The 18,294-nt window shown below is 52.6% G+C and carries 14 protein-coding genes; 9 read left to right on the forward strand and 5 right to left on the reverse strand.

Annotation, left to right across the window (positions count from 1 at the left end; translation table 11 throughout):
• Window positions 1-19: 19 nt before the first annotated feature.
• From CHH75_RS16400 to CHH75_RS16410, 3 genes are all read right to left on the reverse strand, one after another.
• Window positions 20-751, reverse strand: coding sequence for a hypothetical protein (locus CHH75_RS16400; RefSeq protein WP_095266560.1), 732 nt, complete (start codon window positions 749-751; stop codon window positions 20-22).
• 7 nt (window positions 752-758) lie between these two features.
• Window positions 759-1,289 (reverse strand): hypothetical protein, encoded by a 531-nt coding sequence (locus tag CHH75_RS16405; protein ID WP_141235859.1) that lies wholly within the window; start codon window positions 1,287-1,289, stop codon window positions 759-761.
• Window positions 1,290-1,531: 242 nt separating this feature from the next.
• Window positions 1,532-2,338: an ABC transporter permease gene (locus CHH75_RS16410; protein WP_095266562.1), complete on the reverse strand. Its 807-nt coding sequence runs from the start codon at window positions 2,336-2,338 to the stop codon at window positions 1,532-1,534.
• A gap of 153 nt (window positions 2,339-2,491) precedes the next feature.
• Between CHH75_RS16410 and CHH75_RS24680 the strand changes: the two genes are divergently transcribed.
• The 6 genes from CHH75_RS24680 to trxB all read left to right on the forward strand — a co-directional run bounded on the left by CHH75_RS24680 (window position 2,492) and on the right by trxB (window position 10,674).
• A complete protein-coding gene (locus CHH75_RS24680; RefSeq protein WP_141235860.1) occupies window positions 2,492-2,953 on the forward strand; it encodes a hypothetical protein in 462 nt (153 codons plus the stop codon).
• A gap of 386 nt (window positions 2,954-3,339) precedes the next feature.
• Complete coding sequence (locus tag CHH75_RS16415; RefSeq protein ID WP_095266563.1) at window positions 3,340-4,176, forward strand: SDR family NAD(P)-dependent oxidoreductase; 837 nt, start codon at window positions 3,340-3,342, stop codon at window positions 4,174-4,176.
• Between the two features lie 139 nt (window positions 4,177-4,315).
• Window positions 4,316-5,608 (forward strand): homocysteine synthase, encoded by a 1,293-nt coding sequence (locus CHH75_RS16420; protein ID WP_095266564.1) that lies wholly within the window; start codon window positions 4,316-4,318, stop codon window positions 5,606-5,608.
• Between the two features lie 272 nt (window positions 5,609-5,880).
• Complete coding sequence (locus tag CHH75_RS16425; protein ID WP_095398687.1) at window positions 5,881-6,993, forward strand: PEP-utilizing enzyme, TIM barrel domain protein; 1,113 nt, start codon at window positions 5,881-5,883, stop codon at window positions 6,991-6,993.
• Between the two features lie 439 nt (window positions 6,994-7,432).
• On the forward strand, window positions 7,433-9,439 hold the full coding sequence (locus tag CHH75_RS16430; protein WP_095398688.1) for a heavy metal translocating P-type ATPase: 2,007 nt from the start codon (window positions 7,433-7,435) through the stop codon (window positions 9,437-9,439).
• Between the two features lie 293 nt (window positions 9,440-9,732).
• The gene (gene trxB / locus CHH75_RS16435; protein ID WP_095398689.1) at window positions 9,733-10,674 is read left to right on the forward strand and encodes a thioredoxin-disulfide reductase; all 942 of its coding nucleotides are present in this window, start codon (window positions 9,733-9,735) and stop codon (window positions 10,672-10,674) included.
• Between the two features lie 134 nt (window positions 10,675-10,808).
• Here trxB and CHH75_RS16440 read toward each other — a convergent pair whose 3' ends face one another.
• Window positions 10,809-11,012 carry a hypothetical protein gene (locus CHH75_RS16440; protein WP_095266568.1) on the reverse strand — a complete coding sequence of 68 codons (204 nt, stop codon included), beginning with the start codon at window positions 11,010-11,012 and terminating at the stop codon, window positions 10,809-10,811.
• A gap of 140 nt (window positions 11,013-11,152) precedes the next feature.
• Window positions 11,153-12,325, reverse strand: coding sequence for an ROK family protein (locus tag CHH75_RS16445; protein ID WP_095398690.1), 1,173 nt, complete (start codon window positions 12,323-12,325; stop codon window positions 11,153-11,155).
• Between the two features lie 240 nt (window positions 12,326-12,565).
• On the opposite strand from CHH75_RS16445, the gene xylA reads away from it, so the two are divergent.
• From xylA to CHH75_RS16460, 3 genes are all read left to right on the forward strand, one after another.
• Window positions 12,566-13,879, forward strand: coding sequence for a xylose isomerase (gene xylA / locus CHH75_RS16450; RefSeq protein WP_095266570.1), 1,314 nt, complete (start codon window positions 12,566-12,568; stop codon window positions 13,877-13,879).
• 180 nt (window positions 13,880-14,059) lie between these two features.
• Window positions 14,060-15,556, forward strand: a complete 1,497-nt coding sequence (gene xylB / locus CHH75_RS16455) for a xylulokinase (RefSeq protein WP_095398691.1) — start codon at window positions 14,060-14,062, stop codon at window positions 15,554-15,556.
• A gap of 266 nt (window positions 15,557-15,822) precedes the next feature.
• The gene (locus tag CHH75_RS16460; RefSeq protein ID WP_095398692.1) at window positions 15,823-18,165 is read left to right on the forward strand and encodes a YcdB/YcdC domain-containing protein; all 2,343 of its coding nucleotides are present in this window, start codon (window positions 15,823-15,825) and stop codon (window positions 18,163-18,165) included.
• The last annotated feature ends 129 nt before the right edge of the window (window positions 18,166-18,294 follow it).

The following is an 18,294-nucleotide window of genomic DNA, read 5'->3' on the forward strand; positions in this document are numbered from 1 at the left end:
ATTGCATTCCGTTCGGAATTTAGTAAAAGGCGATGTTCTTCCTTTTGAATAACACAGCAATAACCACCAGCTGGATCAACAGATACACGACCAGTTTCATCGTAATGAGGATGAGATCCTCCCACTGTCCGCTAAGGTATGCTGTACTATTCAGACCCGCAGGAAGCCATCCACCTGCATTCAGCACTGGCAAAGCAGCAATGGTAAGCAACCCCATCGCAATCAGATTGTAAGACGGTTCCTTAAATACCCACGCAGTTATGAAGACAATCATTAGACCATTCATCAACTGCAGCCAGCCGTTAAGCAAAAATTGAATCAACAACTGGATTACTGTTAGGTTGGACAGTACGCTCACTGTTAGCTCAGGCGAGTCACCGAGCGCCAGGCCTATCAACACGGTTACTGTTGCTAATACGACAAGGAAACATGCGGCTTTATAGCTCATCTGCCATCCTAAATGAATGAACCACCGGGCGAGTGACTGATACCGAATAGCTGTATAGTAAAATCGTCCAGATAAGTAATCTGTTAAAAACAGCTGAAACTGATATAGGAATCCCGTATATATGATGCTATAGAACAGGAAAGACAATAACGAGAATCCTCCGTAAGGAGATACGCCGTAGAACTTCAAATACAGCCGATCCCAGACGGTAGTGGCTCCTTCCCACGGGTTAAGAAGCGGGGATGTAATCCCGAGCAGACACAGCAGTCCATATCCGATATAAAAATAATGTGTTTTTGTCATCCTTCGTTCACCGCCGTTTTTTCCACAAAGGCAGAATATAGACACTTAGAGCCAAGAATCCCAAAAGAACGATGAATGCTGGGAATATCGCACCGTACGTTCCGTAACTTGAGGGAAAAGTCATATAATTATATAAAATCCACCTCGGATCACTTTGGAAAAAACGAAAAGTAACCAGCATGTACAAATAAATTGAAAAATAGACCGTACTTATAAAACCCATATGGTTATACAAGAGATACAGCGCGGATAAGAAAGCATGCGCAGTTATAGCAAAAAGATAAAGTAAAATAAACTGTAATAGCACGGCTGCGTTGGGAGTTATCCCGGACTCATATGAAAGGGCGCTCATTTGATTGAACGTTGTAATTGGAGCCTCAGCAAACGTACTCCAACCGGGCTCATAAGGCAGCGTTATGGACAACAACAGTGAAACTACTCCTAATAGAAAGAGTGCAACGGCAACTATCGGGCTAAACATCTTCACGGAATACCACACCCATCTCTGCCAGCTGCCAACACGCGCTAATAGATTCATGTTCCACGCCTCCTTGATAGACAAGCAGGAGGATAGGAACCATACAGGAACCATCAAATAAAGAAGTAGTATCGGGTCGCCGGAAACGCCGATCCATATATCCCACAGATTTAAGTTCGAGTTGATGAAAGCAGCATACTCTATAAGTAGATTCCGGGTGCGTAAGCTGAATATGAAGATGAGAACAAATAGAATTGCCCATTTCCAATTGAAGAGCTGATCAAGGAATTTTATTACAATCTTCATGTCAGATTTCCTAGCTTAGTTATATTTCGTTTTATATAGATGAGCGATCCAGCAACAATAACCGAAAGAATAGTAAATGGTATAAGCGCTGTCCAGATCGGACTTTGAATCCGATCAAATGGAAAAATGGTATAACTAGGCCGGTAGATCTCCGCCCCCAGCGCACTTAGTGTGAAAATCCCAACCACGTAGATGACAAAGGGCAGACTCAAGGCCAAATATCGATTCCGGAGGAGCAATACCAGAACAAAGCCGATTGCAGCAAACAGCCCAGCATTCAAACCGACCCACAACGCATATACAATTCCATACGTCAACGTCCCGTATCTGAGGAACTGCGTAAACGTATGACGCATGTAGGTATCCTCCGCAATATTATCAGTTGTTAATCCATAGCCTGCGGGATTGAAATTTGCAATACCCAGCAGAGGCTCAATGTAATAGGCAAAAATAAAGAGCGAGATAATCAAACAAAAAAAGAATATGAATGTTAGTACCAGATTAGCCCAGAAATTAATATTCAACGTTTCAATAATCGGCCTCCGCATCCGCGTGTAGGTTAAGAAGCGGTGATGAATATCGGCAGCGAATGAAATGGTAAGTACGAGTACCGATACAATTGGAAATAGGATGGGGAGTATACTGCCTATTGTAAATGTGAAGAAATCTAAAGAATCTCTTAACTCATAACTTCGGCTTCGATAGACTGCAAAAGAGATGAGGACAGCAGTTAGAGAAAGCCAGGACAAGAAGAATTTTGGAGATAATTTACTCCTTATTTCTTGAAGTATTTCCTTCAGCATGTGTTCAATCACCTTCCCAAACACAAAAAATAAACGATCAACGACATTTTTGAAATTGTAGAATGTTGTTATTTTGGCCAGACATCTTTATTAGAATATCATAGGGAAAGTATAAAAAAAAGATCTTTTTTCCTTATAATGTTATGTATAATTATGGATGAAAACAAAAAAAGAGGAGGGAATGATATGTTTAGGAAAAAGATTTTGGTTGGGTCTATCACAGCCACACTACTGTTAACAAGTGGTATTTCAGTAGCTCTTGCTGATACTAACTTGGATGACTTCAATGTTGAACCGTTTGGAACTACTTGGCAGTCCTTCGCTTTAACTGTACCAGGAAATAATGTTAATGATTCCAGAGGAGAAACACCCTCACAGACCAAAACAAACGCATTTGCAGATGCTGGTTTGCGTATACATTCTACCGGTGGAGCATCGTTGGATGTGCGAACTGAGTCTAGCTCGACAAATGGAAGTTGGAGATACGGTGTAACATCTAGCAATACATATGCTTTGAATAGCCCTCATCAAGCTGGATCCACCGTATGGTTGCAATTTAGCACAGGTTTATTTCAGGGGCCAGTTCCGATTACTGGAGACTGGAGAAGTAACTAAACGTATAAAGAAGTCTTTGGGCTCCCAAGGCTGTCGAGAAGGTCTCGACAGCCTTTTTATATTTGTTTGTATCTGCTGAGTATTTTAGAAGCGCAAGGTTGCAAATGGCAGGTGTTCAACCGTTCTTGTAATCTTCTATCAGGAATACGGTGAACTGGATGCAAGCAACGCCTATCGTTAAAATCATCGCCATAAGCCCCTCATTTTCATACAACATTGGCTTCTATGCATTTGCGTGCGATCGCACTCAGTTTCCAATCCTTTTCGTAAGAAGCGAAGTCATCCCACGGCGAACCGGGTAAGGAATGGTAGCGCGGTGTGCGCATCCGGGCGGGTGCGGCGCATGGCGATAGGCTGTAAACTATCGGGAAAGGAGCGGATTCGTTATGGGAACCGCAGGAGCGCAAGGCACTGAGAAGGTGGCGCTGGTCACGGGAGCAGGTGCAGGGATCGGCAGGGGCATTGTCAAGATATTGGCGGAAAAAGGATATCGGCTGGCGATGACTTATAATTCCAGTAAAGACGGGATTGTGGACGTGGCCGAGGACATTCGACATATTTACGGCAAGGAGCCGCTCATCATTCAGAGCGACCTTACCGTCCGGAGCGAGGCCGAGAATACCATCCGCAAGACGGTGGAGGCGTTTGACCGCATCGACCTCGTTGTCAATAACGCGGGCGTCGGGATTCATAAGCCGCTTACCGAGATGGATGAAGAGGATGTCGATATGCAGGTTAACCTCGATTTCCGGGCGCCGATGCTGCTGAGCAAATATGCCGCGGCCGAGATGATTGCTCGCGACATTCCGGGGAACATCATCTTCATAACGTCGTCCCGCGGCGAGCGGGCGTATCCGAAGGACAGCATCTATGGGGGCATGAAAGCAGCGCTGATCCGCGCGGCCCAGTCGCTGGCGCTGGAATGGGCACCGCACGGCATTCGGGTGAACTGTGTGGCGCCGGGGGCGACGGTCCATAAGCTGGAGCAATCTGCTGAGGAGGAGCCGCTCGGGAGCAAAATTCCGCTCGGCCGACTCGGAACGCCGTCCGATATCGGCGAAGCGATCGCGTGGCTTTCCTCGGATGCAGCATCCTATATTACAGGCATCAACCTGCGAATTGACGGGGGACTCATTCTCCCGGGTATGCCTGAAGACACGTCGCCGGAAGCCGGATACGGCTGGGGCGAAATGACGCCGACAAGCGACGGGGACCGGGCTTGATGAAGGGAATATCAATCGGGATTATGTATTCCGATAAATTTAGTTGGTAATACCTCTTTTCAAATGGTGGAAAGTATGAGAGAATGATGGAAATCATGGGCGTACCATTTTCCATACAAAGAAAAGGGAGGAAGCAAGAATGTCAGAAGAGCGTCAATTTTCGATTGAAACATTAGCGGTTCACGCGGGTCAGGAGCTCGACCCCACTACATTGTCCCGGGCAGTGCCTCTGTACCAGACAACATCGTACGGTTTCAAGGACAGCGATCATGCGGCGAACTTGTTTGCACTGAAGGAGTTCGGCAACATCTACACCCGGATCATGAATCCGACGACGGATGTATTCGAGAAGCGAATTGCCGCGCTTGAAGGCGGCGCCGCAGCGCTGGCGACCTCTTCCGGGCAGGCAGCCATCACGTTTGCCATTCTGAACATCGCAGGTGCGGGTGATGAGATTGTCTCTTCCTCCAGTTTGTATGGCGGCACGTACAATCTGTTTTCGACGACACTGGCAAAGCTGGGGATCAAGGTTCATTTTGTAGATTCTACGAATCCGGACAATTTCAAGCAAGCGATCAACGCCAACACGAAAGCGGTGTTCGCCGAGACGATTGGCAACCCGCAAGGCAATGTGCTTGATGTCGAAGCTGTTGCGAGCATTGCGCACGAGGCCGGCGTTCCGCTTATTGTGGACAATACATTCCCTAGCCCTTATCTGCTGCGTCCGATCGAATATGGCGCGGATATCGTTGTGCATTCAGCGACCAAATTTATTGGCGGTCATGGAACGTCGATCGGCGGGGTCATTGTGGACAGCGGCAAATTTGACTGGAAGGCCAGCGGCCGGTTCCCGGGTCTGACTGAGCCTGATCCGAGCTATCACGGACTGGTGTACACGGAAGCGCTGGGGCCGATTGCTTATATTATCAAGGCTAGGGTACAGCTGCTTCGGGATATAGGGGCATCTCTTTCCCCATTCAATGCCTGGCTTCTCCTGCAAGGTCTGGAGACACTCCATCTGCGGGTGGAGCGCCATAGCGAGAATGCGCTGAAGGTGGCGCAATATCTGGAAGGGCATGAAGCGGTGGAGTGGGTCAGCTATGCAGGACTGCCAAGTCATCCTTCCTATGCGCTGGCTCAGAAATACTTGCCGAAAGGGCAGGGGGCGATTCTGACCTTCGGCATTCGGGGCGGGGCAGCGGCCGGCCGTAAGGTGATTGAGAACGTGAAGCTGTTCTCCCATCTGGCTAACGTCGGTGATTCCAAATCGCTGATCATCCATCCGGCCAGCACAACACACCAGCAGCTGACCGAGGAAGAGCAGCAGTCTGCCGGCGTCAACCCGGAACTGATTCGTCTGTCCATCGGAACAGAATCCATTGATGACATTCTTTACGATCTGGAGCAGGCGATTGCTGCCAGTCAGGCGTGAAGAGCCGATTTAATGGCAACGGTGGCGCATCGGTCCGGATAGTCAGCTCGTAAGCGGTCATTATCTCACAATTCATCATACAAGCAGGTCGAAGACGCGCTCGGAGAGAGCGAGGTCCTCGGCCTTTTTTCATGCGCAGGAAAGCGTACTGGCACCGCTGCGTTTATGTGCATCCTCCCGGTCACTCTGCTGTATATTTCCAATTGTTTCATAATAGTCTGTAAAGGAGGCGATAACATCCAATTCAAGGGAAGAGGGGTAGAACAATTACGATGACGGAAAGGCAATGGGACAGTAGCCGTGAATTGGGAGAGCGCTTATATGAGGTGGGGGAAAGGGCCGGGAATCGCGCGCGGGCTGGAGCGTCACCGGAAACGGATGTGTTGAACTCGTTCAGGGCGGCAGGAGGCATCACCCATGAGGAGGTGCTCCTGATGCTGGCTGCGCCTGAGGATATAGAGGAGGCGCTCCGAGTGACGGGAGCCGTTCATGCAGGTGAAGTCAGTCCTTCTCTAACCCGTCTTCTCGGCTGGAGTGATCTTAACCGACATCTTAAAGTATTAAGCTGTGCTGCCTGTGCGGAACAGATCAGGGAGGACTTGCGGCTTGGAGCTCAAGGGGTAGGACTTGTCCGGGGCGAAGCGGCACTGGAAACGGCCGGGGTGCTGCGCGAGGTATTCAGTGCGTGGCTGACCGCCCGTGAAGAATCAAGGGCGGAGTTTTACCGGCGCAGATTTATTTGGCTGTGGACGGCCTATTGGGTATCCGTGCTGCAGGCTGCGGGCGATGCTCCTTGTGCAATAAGTCTGGTTCAGGAATGTTATATGACCGGTTTCCGGGGGAAAGGCAGGGATGTGCTTGATGCGCAGCTGGAGTCGATCTTTCGGGCAGTGGAGCAGTGCTGGCAGGCCGGCATCGACTGCCAGCCGGAACTGCTGATCATGGAGCCTGACGATGCGGAGGTGTTCCGGTCCGTCCAAGATTTTGTTGAGGAGGTAGCCAGACAAACGCTTGGAGAGGCGGGGAGGTCCGTCCGATTTCGAATGGGTGTGCTGTTCGGGGAGGGCTCTGATCCGGAAGCGGCCGCCGATGTCGCCCGCATTGCTGATATGATCGTGCTGGATCTGGAGGCGCAGCGATTCTCCTATTGGTCCGAGGAGGAGCGAAAAGAGCTTCAGGCTTCTTTCGCTGCGGCGATATCCCGTATTCGCACCATAAAGCCGGAGCTGCCGATTCGGGTGAACGGCGTCGATGCTTCCGATCTTCGGTATGCTTATAAGCTGGGGGCCCAGGAGGTAAGCTGTGCCTCGCGCCATCTGGCCGCTGTCAGATTGACGGGAGCGAGGCTGGAGCTTCGAAGACGAAGTCTGCCTTGGACCGAGTAGCGTGGATGGTAGGAGTAGCTAGGAACGGATTCTGCATTTATGCTGGGAGAACAGGGCTCGGAGGATCTGAAAGATGAAAGGGGTTTCCTTCCATAAGAGTGACTGTTTGAGTGAGAAAAGGGCTGCCGGTTTCGGCGGCCCTTTGATGTAGGCACCGGCATTGCTGCACATGGGATGAATGGGACAAGGGAGTAGGCTTATGACAAGCGACCGGAAAGGGCCGCTTTTTTTGATGCAAAATTTCCCTAAATCCTCGTTTACAAATCGGCGGCTACGGAGTATGATATAACTATAAAGTTGCTCGAAGGAAAATAATTTGGTTTATAGCAAAAATGATTATCATTCTCATTAAACATGCTGCTCCGGCCTAGCCGGGGCAGCATGTGCCATTTTAAGGGTGTTAATAATGGATTTCATTCTCAGTAGGAAGGTGATTGATATGGAGTGGATACAAAATCAGAGAACGACAGGGACGATATCGTCCGTAGATCAAGGAGCAAATTCAGGCGGACCACGGCAGCCGGGGAAATGGGATGTGCGCAGCCTGCTCAGTCATTCCGAGGTGCTTGCCGCGCTCGGCAGCGGTGTTCTTATACTGGCCGCTTGGCTGACCAGCATCTGGTCTGAACCGTTGTCGGTGGTGCTGTACATCATCTCGTACGGCATCGGCGGCTGGGTCAAAGCCAAAGAGGGGATCGAGACCCTTCTGAAGGAACGCGATCTGGACGTGAATCTGCTGATGATCGCAGCGGCATTAGGGGCGGCCTCGATTGGGTACTGGAATGAAGGCGCGATGCTGATCTTTATTTTTGCTCTCAGCGGGGCGCTGGAAAGCTATACGATGGAACGAAGCCGCAAGGACATCTCGTCGCTGATGGAGCTTCAGCCTGAGACGGCGCTGCGGATTGAAGGCGGTGAGATGGTTGCGGTATCCATCAGCAAGCTGGAGATCGGAGATCTGATTCTGGTGAAGCCGGGGGAGCTGATTCCCGCCGACGGTACAGTTTACCGGGGCGCTTCGGCAGTCAACCAGTCTTCCATCACAGGGGAGTCTGTCCCTGTTGACAAGGCGGTTGGGGATGATGTTTTTGCCGGAACGCTGAACGGGGAGGGCGTGATCTACATCGAGGTGACCAAATCGGCCGAGTCCACCCTGTTCGCCAAAATCGTCAAGCTGGTGGAGGAAGCGGAGAACGAGGTTCCGGAGTCGCAGCGGTTTATCAAGCGGTTTGAATCGATATATGCCCGCGTCGTCGTTGCTGTAACGGTGATTATTATCGGTTTGGCGCCGCCGATGCTGGGCTGGGACTGGGATACCACCTTTTATAAAGCGATGGTGTTTCTCGTGGTCGCTTCGCCGTGTGCGCTCGTATCCTCGATCATGCCGGCGATGCTGTCGGCGATATCGAACCGGGCCCGCAAGGGCGTGCTGTTCAAGGGTGGGGCACATGTGGAGAATATGGCGAAGGCAGCGGTCGTCGCTTTTGACAAAACAGGCACGCTAACGCTCGGCACCCCGGTCGTTACGGATTTCATTGCAGCCGAAGGATGGGACCGGAGCGAGCTGCTCCGCATCTGCGCTTCCATCGAGAAGGTGTCAAAGCACCCGCTTGCGCTTGCGGTTGTCCGCAAGGCGGAGGAGGAGAAGCTTCAGCTGCGTGAGGCAGAGAACGCCCAAGCCTTGACCGGATGGGGGATGCAGGCTGAACTGGACGGCGACAGCTGGAAAATCGGAAAAAGCGACGTGCTGGACGATCCGGCATGCCAGCAAGCGCCGGTGGGCGACGATTCCGTGAACAGTCCGGCGGCTGCGGACTGGCTGGCTCTGCGCTCCAGGCTGGAGGCAGAAGGCAAAACGGTCTCGGTCGTGCTGCACAATGAGCGGGTGGTCGGCATGCTGGCACTGCAGGATGCGGTGCGGCCTCAGGCGGCCAAGGCGGTTCGGCGGCTGCAGCAGCTTGGCATCCAGGTAGCGATGCTGACAGGCGACCGGAAGGCGACCGCAGAGGTGATTGCAAGACAGACCGGGGTGGACATGGTGTTCTCCGATCTGCTGCCCGAAGACAAGGTGAAGCATGTGAAGGCGCTGCGGGAGCAGTACGGGCATGTCGTGATGGTGGGCGATGGGGTGAATGATGCTCCTGCCCTGGCAACAGCTACGGTCGGAATCGGCATGGGAGGCACCGGCAGTGAGACGGCGCTTGAGGTGGCTGATGCCGTGCTCATGAATGACAACATTGATGAAATCGCGGGTACGGTCAGATTGGCACGTAAAGCACAGCGGATTGTAAAGCAGAATATGGTGTTTGCGATTGCGGTCATTTTGACGCTGATTGTGGCCAATTTCCTGGAGGGCGTCGCTTTGCCGTTAGGGGTGATCGGTCATGAAGGCAGCACGATTCTTGTGATTCTAAACGGGCTGCGACTGCTCCGGTCGAACGCATAACCGCGAGCCAGGGGTGAGGAATCGGTACTTGCCCAGGTAGTCTGGACGGATCAGATTGGCCTAGGGCGCACATAGTGATGAATTGCACGACAAGCTCCTTCCTGGCTCTTTCAGAGCAGGGAGGAGCTTTTAAATCTGAATAGGACTTGAACACGAACCGCTTGCAATCTTCATCAAAATCACACGGTGGCTGAAGTCCGGATATGCCAATAATAGAGTATAATGGATTTAAGAGATCATAATTTCAATCATCATATCCATAAATACGATGTTGTTTCATAGGAGGGAGCCACATGTATAAATCCGTTATTATAGGCACTGGGCCCGCCGGCCTGACTGCAGCGATCTATTTGGCCCGGGCCAATCTGAGCCCGCTTGTGATCGAAGGGCCGCAGCCCGGAGGACAGCTGACAACGACAACAGAGGTCGAGAACTTTCCGGGATTTCCTGAAGGCATCCAAGGCCCGGAGCTGATGGACAATATGCGCAAGCAGGCGGAGCGCTTCGGAGCTGAGTTCCGCACAGGCTGGGTGAACAGTGTGGAGCTGGGGAACCGGCCGTTCAAGCTGAACGTGGAGGGCATCGGTGAGGTGGTGACGGAAACGCTGATTCTGTCCACCGGAGCCACGGCCAAGTACCTTGGCATTCCTGGCGAGGAGGTCAACGTAGGCCGCGGGGTCAGCACCTGTGCAACTTGCGACGGCTTCTTTTTCCGGGGGAAAGAGATCGTCGTGGTGGGCGGAGGCGATTCGGCGCTGGAGGAAGCAAATTTCCTCACTCGCTTTGCGTCCAAGGTAACGATTGTGCATCGTCGCGAAGAGCTTAGAGCGTCCAAGATTATGCAGGATCGCGCACGTGCCAATGAGAAGATCGAATGGGCGCTGAACCGGACACCGCAGGAAGTTGTGGCGGATGAGACCGGCGTGAAGGGGATCCAAGTGCTGAACAACGCGACCGGCGAGATCGAGACGATTGAAGCCAGCGGCGTCTTCGTGGCCATCGGTCACCAGCCGAATACCGCTTTCCTGAACGGCCAGATCACAACGGATGCGAACGGGTATATTGTTACAACCCCCGGCACTTCCGAGACGAACATCCCTGGCGTGTTTGCCTGCGGAGATGTGCAGGACAGCCGTTACAGACAAGCGATTACAGCAGCGGGCAGCGGCTGCATGGCAGCGATGGACTGCGAGAAATATATCGAGAGCATCGAGCACAGCGTCTCGATGGCATAAACGACAAAAAAACGGTCATTCGTGTTGAACACGAACGGCCGTTTTTTTGTCAGGATGTTCGCATTATCGCGCATCCATGCGGAACAAAGCAGCTTTCAGCGCCATCACGCTGCCACATTGCATTGACGCCAGGGTCAATGTTCAAAGAAGAGGCTCATGATCAGCTGAAAAACTACATATACGCCTACACCGGAGGCCATCAGCAGCAAACCTGCTTTCTTCTTGCCCTGGAACAGCCGCAGAATGCCGAGGCTGAACATCGGGGCGATCACCAGAAGAAACAGCAGCACGGTTACGAACATCTGCGGTGAAATATCCGAGGTATTGACATAGGTCATGAAGTGCTCCCTCTCTCTCCTCAAGCGATTGCACCATTCAGATCTGAACAGTGACAATAATGAACCAGATGTTTTTTATTATATCTGAAAACGCTGTAATTTTCTTCATATGATTCGGTGTAAAATGCGTCAATTATGCGTCAATTCATCGGCATGGACACACGCACGGGGCCAAGGAACTGGGAGATGGCGGAATACGCCGCACCGATGACAGTAGAGCGGCTGCCAAGCTCGGCAAAGCGAATCTCCATCCGTTCGCGGTGATAGGGCAGTGTCCGCTGGGCGACAACCTGCTGCATCGTATCCTCCAGCCATGCCCTGGCATCCGAGAGCGGGCCGCCGATAATGACCGATTGCGGGTTAAAGCCGTTCACGAGATTGGTAATGCCAACCCCGAGATAGTGCCCCAGCTTGTAAAAATGACGAATCGTATCTTCATGCCCCTGCCGTGCATAGCTGATCAGTTCGGAGGTTCGCTTGGATGGCAGGGCAAATTCCTCGTTGTCATAAGACTTCTCGGAGGCGTACAACTCCCAGCAGCCGCGGTTCCCGCAGGAGCAGCTGCGCCCTTCGGACTCAATCGTCATATGGCCGCTTTCCCCGGCATATCCCCGGGCGCCCTTGTACAGCTCGCCATTGATAATGATGCCCGAGCCAATCCCGCTGCCGGCACTGATGTAGAGCAGATGCCTGGCATCTCTTCCGGCGCCGAAGCGAAGCTCGCCCTGCGCGCCGGCATTGGCTTCATTGTCAATCGTGACCGGGAGGCCGAGCTCCTCCTCCAGAAGCTGGCTCAGCGGCACCATCTCCCAGCCCAGATTGGGGGCAAACAGCACGGTGCCGCTGCCGTCAACCATGCCGGGAACGCCTGCGCCGATGCCGACGATGCCGTACGGGGACTGCGGCGCTTTCTGCATCAGTCTGCGAACAATCGCGACCATGCCCGCCGTCACCGAATCCGTGTCATGCTGCTCCAGGGGGCATTCATCCTCGGCCACGATGCGCCCTGCAAGATCGGTGAGCACCGCGGTCATCTGCTGGACGCGCAGCTCCAATCCGATGGCGTAACCGGCTTGTCCGTTAAAGAGGAGGAGCCTCGGCTTGCGGCCGCCGCTGGACGCTCCGGGACCGCTTTCCTGAACGAGATGATTGTTCAGCAGCTCCTGCACCAGATTGGATACCGTCGCTTTGTTCAAGCCGGTAAGCTCGGACACGCTGGCGCGTGAGATCGGGGCATGGCGGCGGATCGTATCGAGAATCAGGGAAGTATTTATTCTTTTGACCAGAGCCTGGTCGCCTGTAATAGTTGTCATGTTCTTCATCCTTTGGCCCGCTTCAAGTGCTTCTTGATATGCTCATAGTCTAGGCGGAAAAGAAGGAAATTGCAACATCGAAACACAGCGATGGGCCGCGCCGACGCAGACGGTTTTTCTGAAAATACAGATTCCAAAAACAACTTTGTTTAACCAATAGACAAAGTTGGGAGAGTGTGTTAGGATAGCCTTGTAAGCGTTAACGACACACCCTAACAAGGTTATAGGAGGGCTTTATACATGGCTTATTTTAACGTTGGCAAGGTCGAATTCGAAGGAAGCAAATCAACCAACCCGTACGCATTTAAATTTTATAACCCGACAGAGGTTGTAGCAGGCAAAACGATGGAGGAGCATCTTCGCTTCGCTATGGCTTATTGGCATACACTGACTGCTGGCGGATCCGATCCGTTTGGCGCTGATACCGCTGTTCGTCCTTGGGACAGCTACTCCGGCATGGATCTGGCGAAAGCCCGCGTTGAAGCCGGCTTTGAATTCATGGAGAAGCTGAACCTGCCGTACTTCTGCTTCCACGATGTGGACATTGCACCGGAAGGCAACAGCCTGCGTGAGTTCTACCAGAACATCGACACGATTGTGGATCAGATTGAGCAGAACATGAAATCGACCGGCAAAAAACTGCTGTGGAACACAGCCAACATGTTCACGAACCCACGCTACATGCATGGTGCAGGCACCACCTGCAATGCAGACGTCTACGCGCATGCTGCTGCGCAGATCAAGAAGGGCCTTGAAGTCGGCAAACGCCTCGGCGCAGAGAACTACGTGTTCTGGGGAGGCCGTGAAGGCTATGAAACGCTGCTGAACACCGACATGGGACTGGAGCTGGACAACCTGGCGCGTCTGTTCCATATGGCTGTTGACTACGCTAAGGAAATCGGATTTGACGCACAGTTCCTGATCGAGCCGAAGCCGAAGGAGCCTACCAAGCACCAATACGACTTCGATGCAGCAACCACGATCGCTTTCCTGCAAAAATACGGCCTGGACAAACACTTCAAGCTGAACCTGGAAGCGAACCATGCCACTCTGGCTGGTCATACGTTCGAGCATGAGCTTCGCGTTGCCCGCATCAACGGCATGCTGGGCTCCCTGGATGCGAACCAAGGCGACATGCTGATCGGCTGGGATACCGACGAATTCCCGGTTAACATTTACGATGCGACACTGACGCTGTACGAAGTGCTGATGAACGGTGGCCTTGGCCGCGGCGGGGTCAACTTCGACGCGAAGGTTCGCCGTCCGTCCTTCGAGCCTGAGGATCTGGTGCTTGCGCACATCGCAGGTATGGATACGTATGCTAAGGGACTGAAAGTTGCAGCCAAGCTGATTGAGGACCGCGTGTTCGAGGACTTCATCGAGAAGCGCTACAGCAGCTTCAAGGAAGGCATCGGTGCAGATGTTGTAGCCGGTAAAGCGACGCTGGCTTCCTTGGCTGAATACGCACTTAATAACGAGTCCCCTCGCAAAAACGAATCCGGTCGTCAGGAAATGCTGAAAGCGATCCTGAACCAGTATATTCTGGCTGACTAATCGAAGACGCCTCATAGCAGGCATACTGCAATCAACGAACCGAACAGAGCTGCCGTTATACGCAGATCATCCTTCACCGGCTCCCATCAAGGAAGCCGGTGAAGTTATTTCACAATGGAAAGACTCAGGAAACCTGTCGCCCTATTCCAGGCGTGACCATTCAAGTTAAGGGGGATGAACATGAGTTATGTAATCGGAGTGGATCTTGGCACCAGCGCGGTAAAGACCGTCCTCGTCGACCGGAGCGGGAAGGTGGTGGCCGAGCATTCGGAATCCTATCCGCTTAGCCAGCCGAAGCCGGGATACAGTGAACAGCGGCCGGAGGATTGGGTGGAGAAAACGATCGTATCCTTGCGCCGTCTAATGGAAGACAACCGCATCAACAAGGGAGATGTGGAAGGTCTTAGTTTCTCGGGACAGATGCACGGGTTGGTGCTGGTCGATCAGAACGGCAACGCGCTTCGTCCGGCCATCCTGTGGAATGATACCCGCACGACACCGCAGTGTCGCCGCATTGAGGAGACGCTGCAGGAGAAGCTGCTGGGCATTGCCCGCAACCGGGCGCTTGAAGGCTTCACTCTTCCGAAAATATTGTGGGTGCAGGAGCATGAACCGGAAGTGCTGGAGCAAGCGGCTTTATTCCTTCTGCCTAAGGACTATGTGCGCTACCGCCTGACCGGGGAGTATGCGATGGACTACTCCGATGCGGCAGGAACGCTGCTGCTGGATGTGGCCGGGAAGGCGTGGAGCCAGGACATTCTGGCGGCCTTTGATCTGCCGGCATCGCTCTGTCCGCCGCTCGTGGAATCCTTCGATCAGTGCGGTACGCTGCTGCCAGCCGTTGCCGAGCAAGCTGGACTTCTTGCGGAGACGAAGGTGTTTGCCGGCGGGGCGGACAATGCCTGCGGCGCGATCGGAGCAGGCATTCTTGAAGAAGGACAGACGATGTGCAGCATCGGCACGTCGGGGGTGGTGCTGTCCTATGAGGAGCGGAAGTCGCTCGATTTTGAAGGGAAAGTGCATTTCTTCAATCATGGTGAGAAGGATGCTTACTATATTATGGGCGTTACGCTGGCGGCAGGCTACAGCCTGACCTGGTTCAAGGATACGTTTGCACCGGATGTCTCCTTTGATGAGCTGCTGTCCGGCATTGCGGACATCCCGGCGGGAAGCGGCGGCCTGCTGTTCACGCCTTATATCGTCGGAGAACGTACGCCTCATCCGGATTCCAGCATTCGCGGCAGCTTTATCGGCATGGATGCAGGACATAGCCTGACCCACTTCGCCCGCTCCGTCCTGGAAGGGATTACGTTCTCGCTGAGAGAATCAATCGACATTCTGCGTGATTCCGGGAAAAAGATCGACAAGGTCATCTCCATTGGCGGCGGTGCCAAGAATGAGACCTGGCTCCAGATGCAGGCGGATGTATTCAACGCCGAGATTGTGAAGCTGGAGAGCGAGCAGGGGCCGGCGATGGGCGCGGCCATGCTGGCAGCCTACGGCTGCGGCTGGTTCCCGAGTCTGCAAGAATGCGCCCAGGCCTTCCTGCGCGCCTCGCGTTCCTATTCGCCGAATCCGGAGACGGCGCAGCAGTATGAACAGCTGTATAAGTTGTACCGCAGCGTCTATGGCGCCACGCGTGAACTGAGCGAACAGCTGTCTCCGTTTCGCGGATAGAGCGGACGCATTGGACGGGGCATGGACAGCCTCATATTGCACCATTCAGCCGAAGACAAGCCGAGTGCCTGTCTTCGGCTTTTTATTGGCACTATGCATCCAATGTTACCCAAATTAGTGATGAATTAGGTTTGATGCACATAAGAAATAACAGACGAGTTATGGTATTATTTAAAGTGATTGTGTTTCGACTCTACATAGGTAAGTTCCGTCATCAGGCTAGTTAAGTGCAATCAGCTTTAATGTCCTGAAGGGAGAGGAAATGAATGAAGTTGTTTACCGCGAGGAAGGTTCCGGGGAAGAAGACGGTATGTGCCGTGACTGCCATGCTTCTGATGGCTCAGCCCGCCTGGGCTGACACAATAAGCACCACCGTGACCAGGGAAGTAACCGAAACTAGCGTAAGTTCCAGTAATACTGCTGGTACTGCCATTACCGTAAATGCTACGAACAGCGATATTCCGGAAGGGGCCAAAATATCATCTGAGCAAGCAGAAAAGGTGATCAAAAAGCTGTTTCCTGCATTTAAGGGGGTAAAAGTCACCGGTGCCCAGTTTATCGATTCAGACAGAAACAAAGAGAAGTCCTGGGATCTCCAGCTTAGCGTGGCCCGAGGCAATTCGGTGCATTCGTTCAGCGTTCGGGTCAGCGCCGTAACGGGCGAGCCGCTCCAGGTCTATTTCCCGCTCAATCTGCTGAGCAATGAGGGGGAAGGGGCTTATCTGACAAGGGAAGAAGCCAGAATGAAGGCACTTTCCTGGATCAGAGAGAACATTCCAAGCATCAACGCGGACGATCTGATGTTGAACGAGGCTTATGTTTCGATGAATCAGGCTTTGTTTAGTCCGGCTAAGCATGACTTTTATTTCAGATCATCCGTGAACGGGATTGAGACTGACTCCAATACCATTACGATGTCGCTGGATGGTTGGGGAAATGTCATTACATATTATCGTAATGCTTACGAGGGCGATTATCCGTCTCCGACACCTAAGAAGGATACAGCTGCCATTCGCAAGCTATACGAGGATCAGTTTAATGTAAGGCTGGCTTATTTTCCGGAAAGTCTGTACAACAACAGAAGCGGTAACTATTTCTTGGGTTATGTTCCAGAAGACAGTGCCGGTTACGAGAGGGATGCGGATACAGGCAAAGCGTTGAATTACTTTGGCGAAGAGTACCAGAACCTCGTCTCGGGTGATGAAACGATTCCGGAAGTGAAGGATGCCTTCATCCCTTTGACCAGCCCGCTCACAAGCGGGGAGGCGGCAGCCGCGTTGGTTGAACGCTGGTTCAGCATTCCGGACGGCTATGAACTGGATTCCAAATCAATCGGCCAACGCTGGAATGATGGAAATACAAGCGTATGGAATTTGTATTGGAGAAATAACAACATGCCGATGGGCCCGCGGATCTCCGCAGAGGTGGATGCCAGCACCGGACAAATTTATTCTTACTCGTATGTCGTGTTCCGATATTCGGATCAGGAGCCTGAGCAAATAACGAATCCGGTATCCCGTGAAGAGGCCCAGAAGGTGGCGCTGGAGACGGTATCGAGGCTCGTTCCTAACGCTGCTGAAGAATGGAAACTGACCAGTGTCACCGGACCCGGGAACAACGGGGAAACGTACGAGTTCAGTTTCCAGCGGTATGCCGGAGATATTTTCATATTTGGTGACGCGCTCAGCATAACTATAGATCGTGAAGGACAGATTCAAGGCTTTAATTTCAATGCGAGTGCCGATCTCTCGAAGCTGCCGGCTGATGAAACACCGGTTATTTCGGCACAGCAGGCGAAGGAGAAGTATCTTCAGTCTATTGAGCTGAAGCTGAAGTATGCCTTGTACGGCGGATATGTCAACAATCAGGGAAAAGAAGTGGAGAATCAGATACGGTTGGTGTATTACCCGCATAATCAAGCATTGACGAGCGGAGGGACGTTGCTCACTCCTCTTGATGCCAAGGCGGGTGAATGGAAAGAAATCACTCCCCAATTGACGAGCAGAGGCGTTGCGTCTGTGACGGACATAACCGGCCATCCTTCGGAAGCGGCGCTCAATGAACTGGTGAAGCATCAGGTGCTTCAACCAGATAAGGACGGCAAACTGCACCCTGACCGTGACATTACGCTCGGCGAATGGTATCAGCTTCTGGCAGGGGCGCTGAATCCGGCTTATGAGCTGCAGAGCTATGCCCGTTCCTCTGCGGATCCGTATGGCGGACTTGAGCCGGACCATCCGTACTATGGGGCGGTTCAGGTACTGCTCGGGGAAAACTGGCTGACGTTCGACCCGGATACTGTATTAGAACTGGATCATACGCTGACGCGGGAAGAGCTGGCTGTCTCCTTAACGCGCATTTTGAAATACGAGAAGCTGTCCCGGACATTTACACTGCCGAGCGATGTGCCTGGCGTGTCCGATGCCGCATCGATCAAGAACAAGGGAGCAGCAGCGATCACTATTCGTTTAGGCCTGCTTCCGGCTGTGGACGGGAAGTTTATGCCGGAGCGGCAGGTGACAAGGGCAGAGGCGGCGGAAGTGCTCGTGCGTCTATCCAAGCTAGGTGGCCAGAGCGACAGCTTCCTGAGCGGCAGATATTATTATTAATGCGTGTTCATTTCTGGTTCTGGAGGCCTAATTTTGTGTAAAATCGACAAAATTAGGGACCTGGAGCCCTGGGCGTGTGGTAGAATAGAGGTGCATGTGATAGGAGAGCTGGATGGAGGTAGAGTGGAT

It is taken from the genome of Paenibacillus sp. 7541 (assembly GCF_002276395.1).
Classification (GTDB): domain Bacteria; phylum Bacillota; class Bacilli; order Paenibacillales; family Paenibacillaceae; genus Paenibacillus_AQ; species Paenibacillus_AQ campinasensis.

Bases quoted from the DNA above. Each gene is read 5' to 3' on its own strand.
- CHH75_RS16425 (WP_095398687.1), top strand. From the start codon at position 5,881: ATGACGGAAAGGCAATGGGACAGTAGCCGTGAATTGGGAGAGCGCTTA.
- CHH75_RS16430 (WP_095398688.1), top strand. From the start codon at position 7,433: ATGGAGTGGATACAAAATCAGAGAACGACAGGGACGATATCGTCCGTA.
- CHH75_RS16415 (WP_095266563.1), top strand. From the start codon at position 3,340: ATGGGAACCGCAGGAGCGCAAGGCACTGAGAAGGTGGCGCTGGTCACG.
- CHH75_RS16410 (WP_095266562.1), bottom strand. From the start codon at position 2,338: ATGCTGAAGGAAATACTTCAAGAAATAAGGAGTAAATTATCTCCAAAA.
- xylB (WP_095398691.1), top strand. From the start codon at position 14,060: ATGAGTTATGTAATCGGAGTGGATCTTGGCACCAGCGCGGTAAAGACC.
- CHH75_RS24680 (WP_141235860.1), top strand. From the start codon at position 2,492: ATGGATGAAAACAAAAAAAGAGGAGGGAATGATATGTTTAGGAAAAAG.
- CHH75_RS16400 (WP_095266560.1), bottom strand. From the start codon at position 751: ATGACAAAAACACATTATTTTTATATCGGATATGGACTGCTGTGTCTG.
- CHH75_RS16460 (WP_095398692.1), top strand. From the start codon at position 15,823: ATGAAGTTGTTTACCGCGAGGAAGGTTCCGGGGAAGAAGACGGTATGT.
- CHH75_RS16445 (WP_095398690.1), bottom strand. From the start codon at position 12,325: ATGACAACTATTACAGGCGACCAGGCTCTGGTCAAAAGAATAAATACT.
- trxB (WP_095398689.1), top strand. From the start codon at position 9,733: ATGTATAAATCCGTTATTATAGGCACTGGGCCCGCCGGCCTGACTGCA.
- CHH75_RS16440 (WP_095266568.1), bottom strand. From the start codon at position 11,012: ATGACCTATGTCAATACCTCGGATATTTCACCGCAGATGTTCGTAACC.
- xylA (WP_095266570.1), top strand. From the start codon at position 12,566: ATGGCTTATTTTAACGTTGGCAAGGTCGAATTCGAAGGAAGCAAATCA.
- CHH75_RS16405 (WP_141235859.1), bottom strand. From the start codon at position 1,289: ATGAATCTATTAGCGCGTGTTGGCAGCTGGCAGAGATGGGTGTGGTAT.
- CHH75_RS16420 (WP_095266564.1), top strand. From the start codon at position 4,316: ATGTCAGAAGAGCGTCAATTTTCGATTGAAACATTAGCGGTTCACGCG.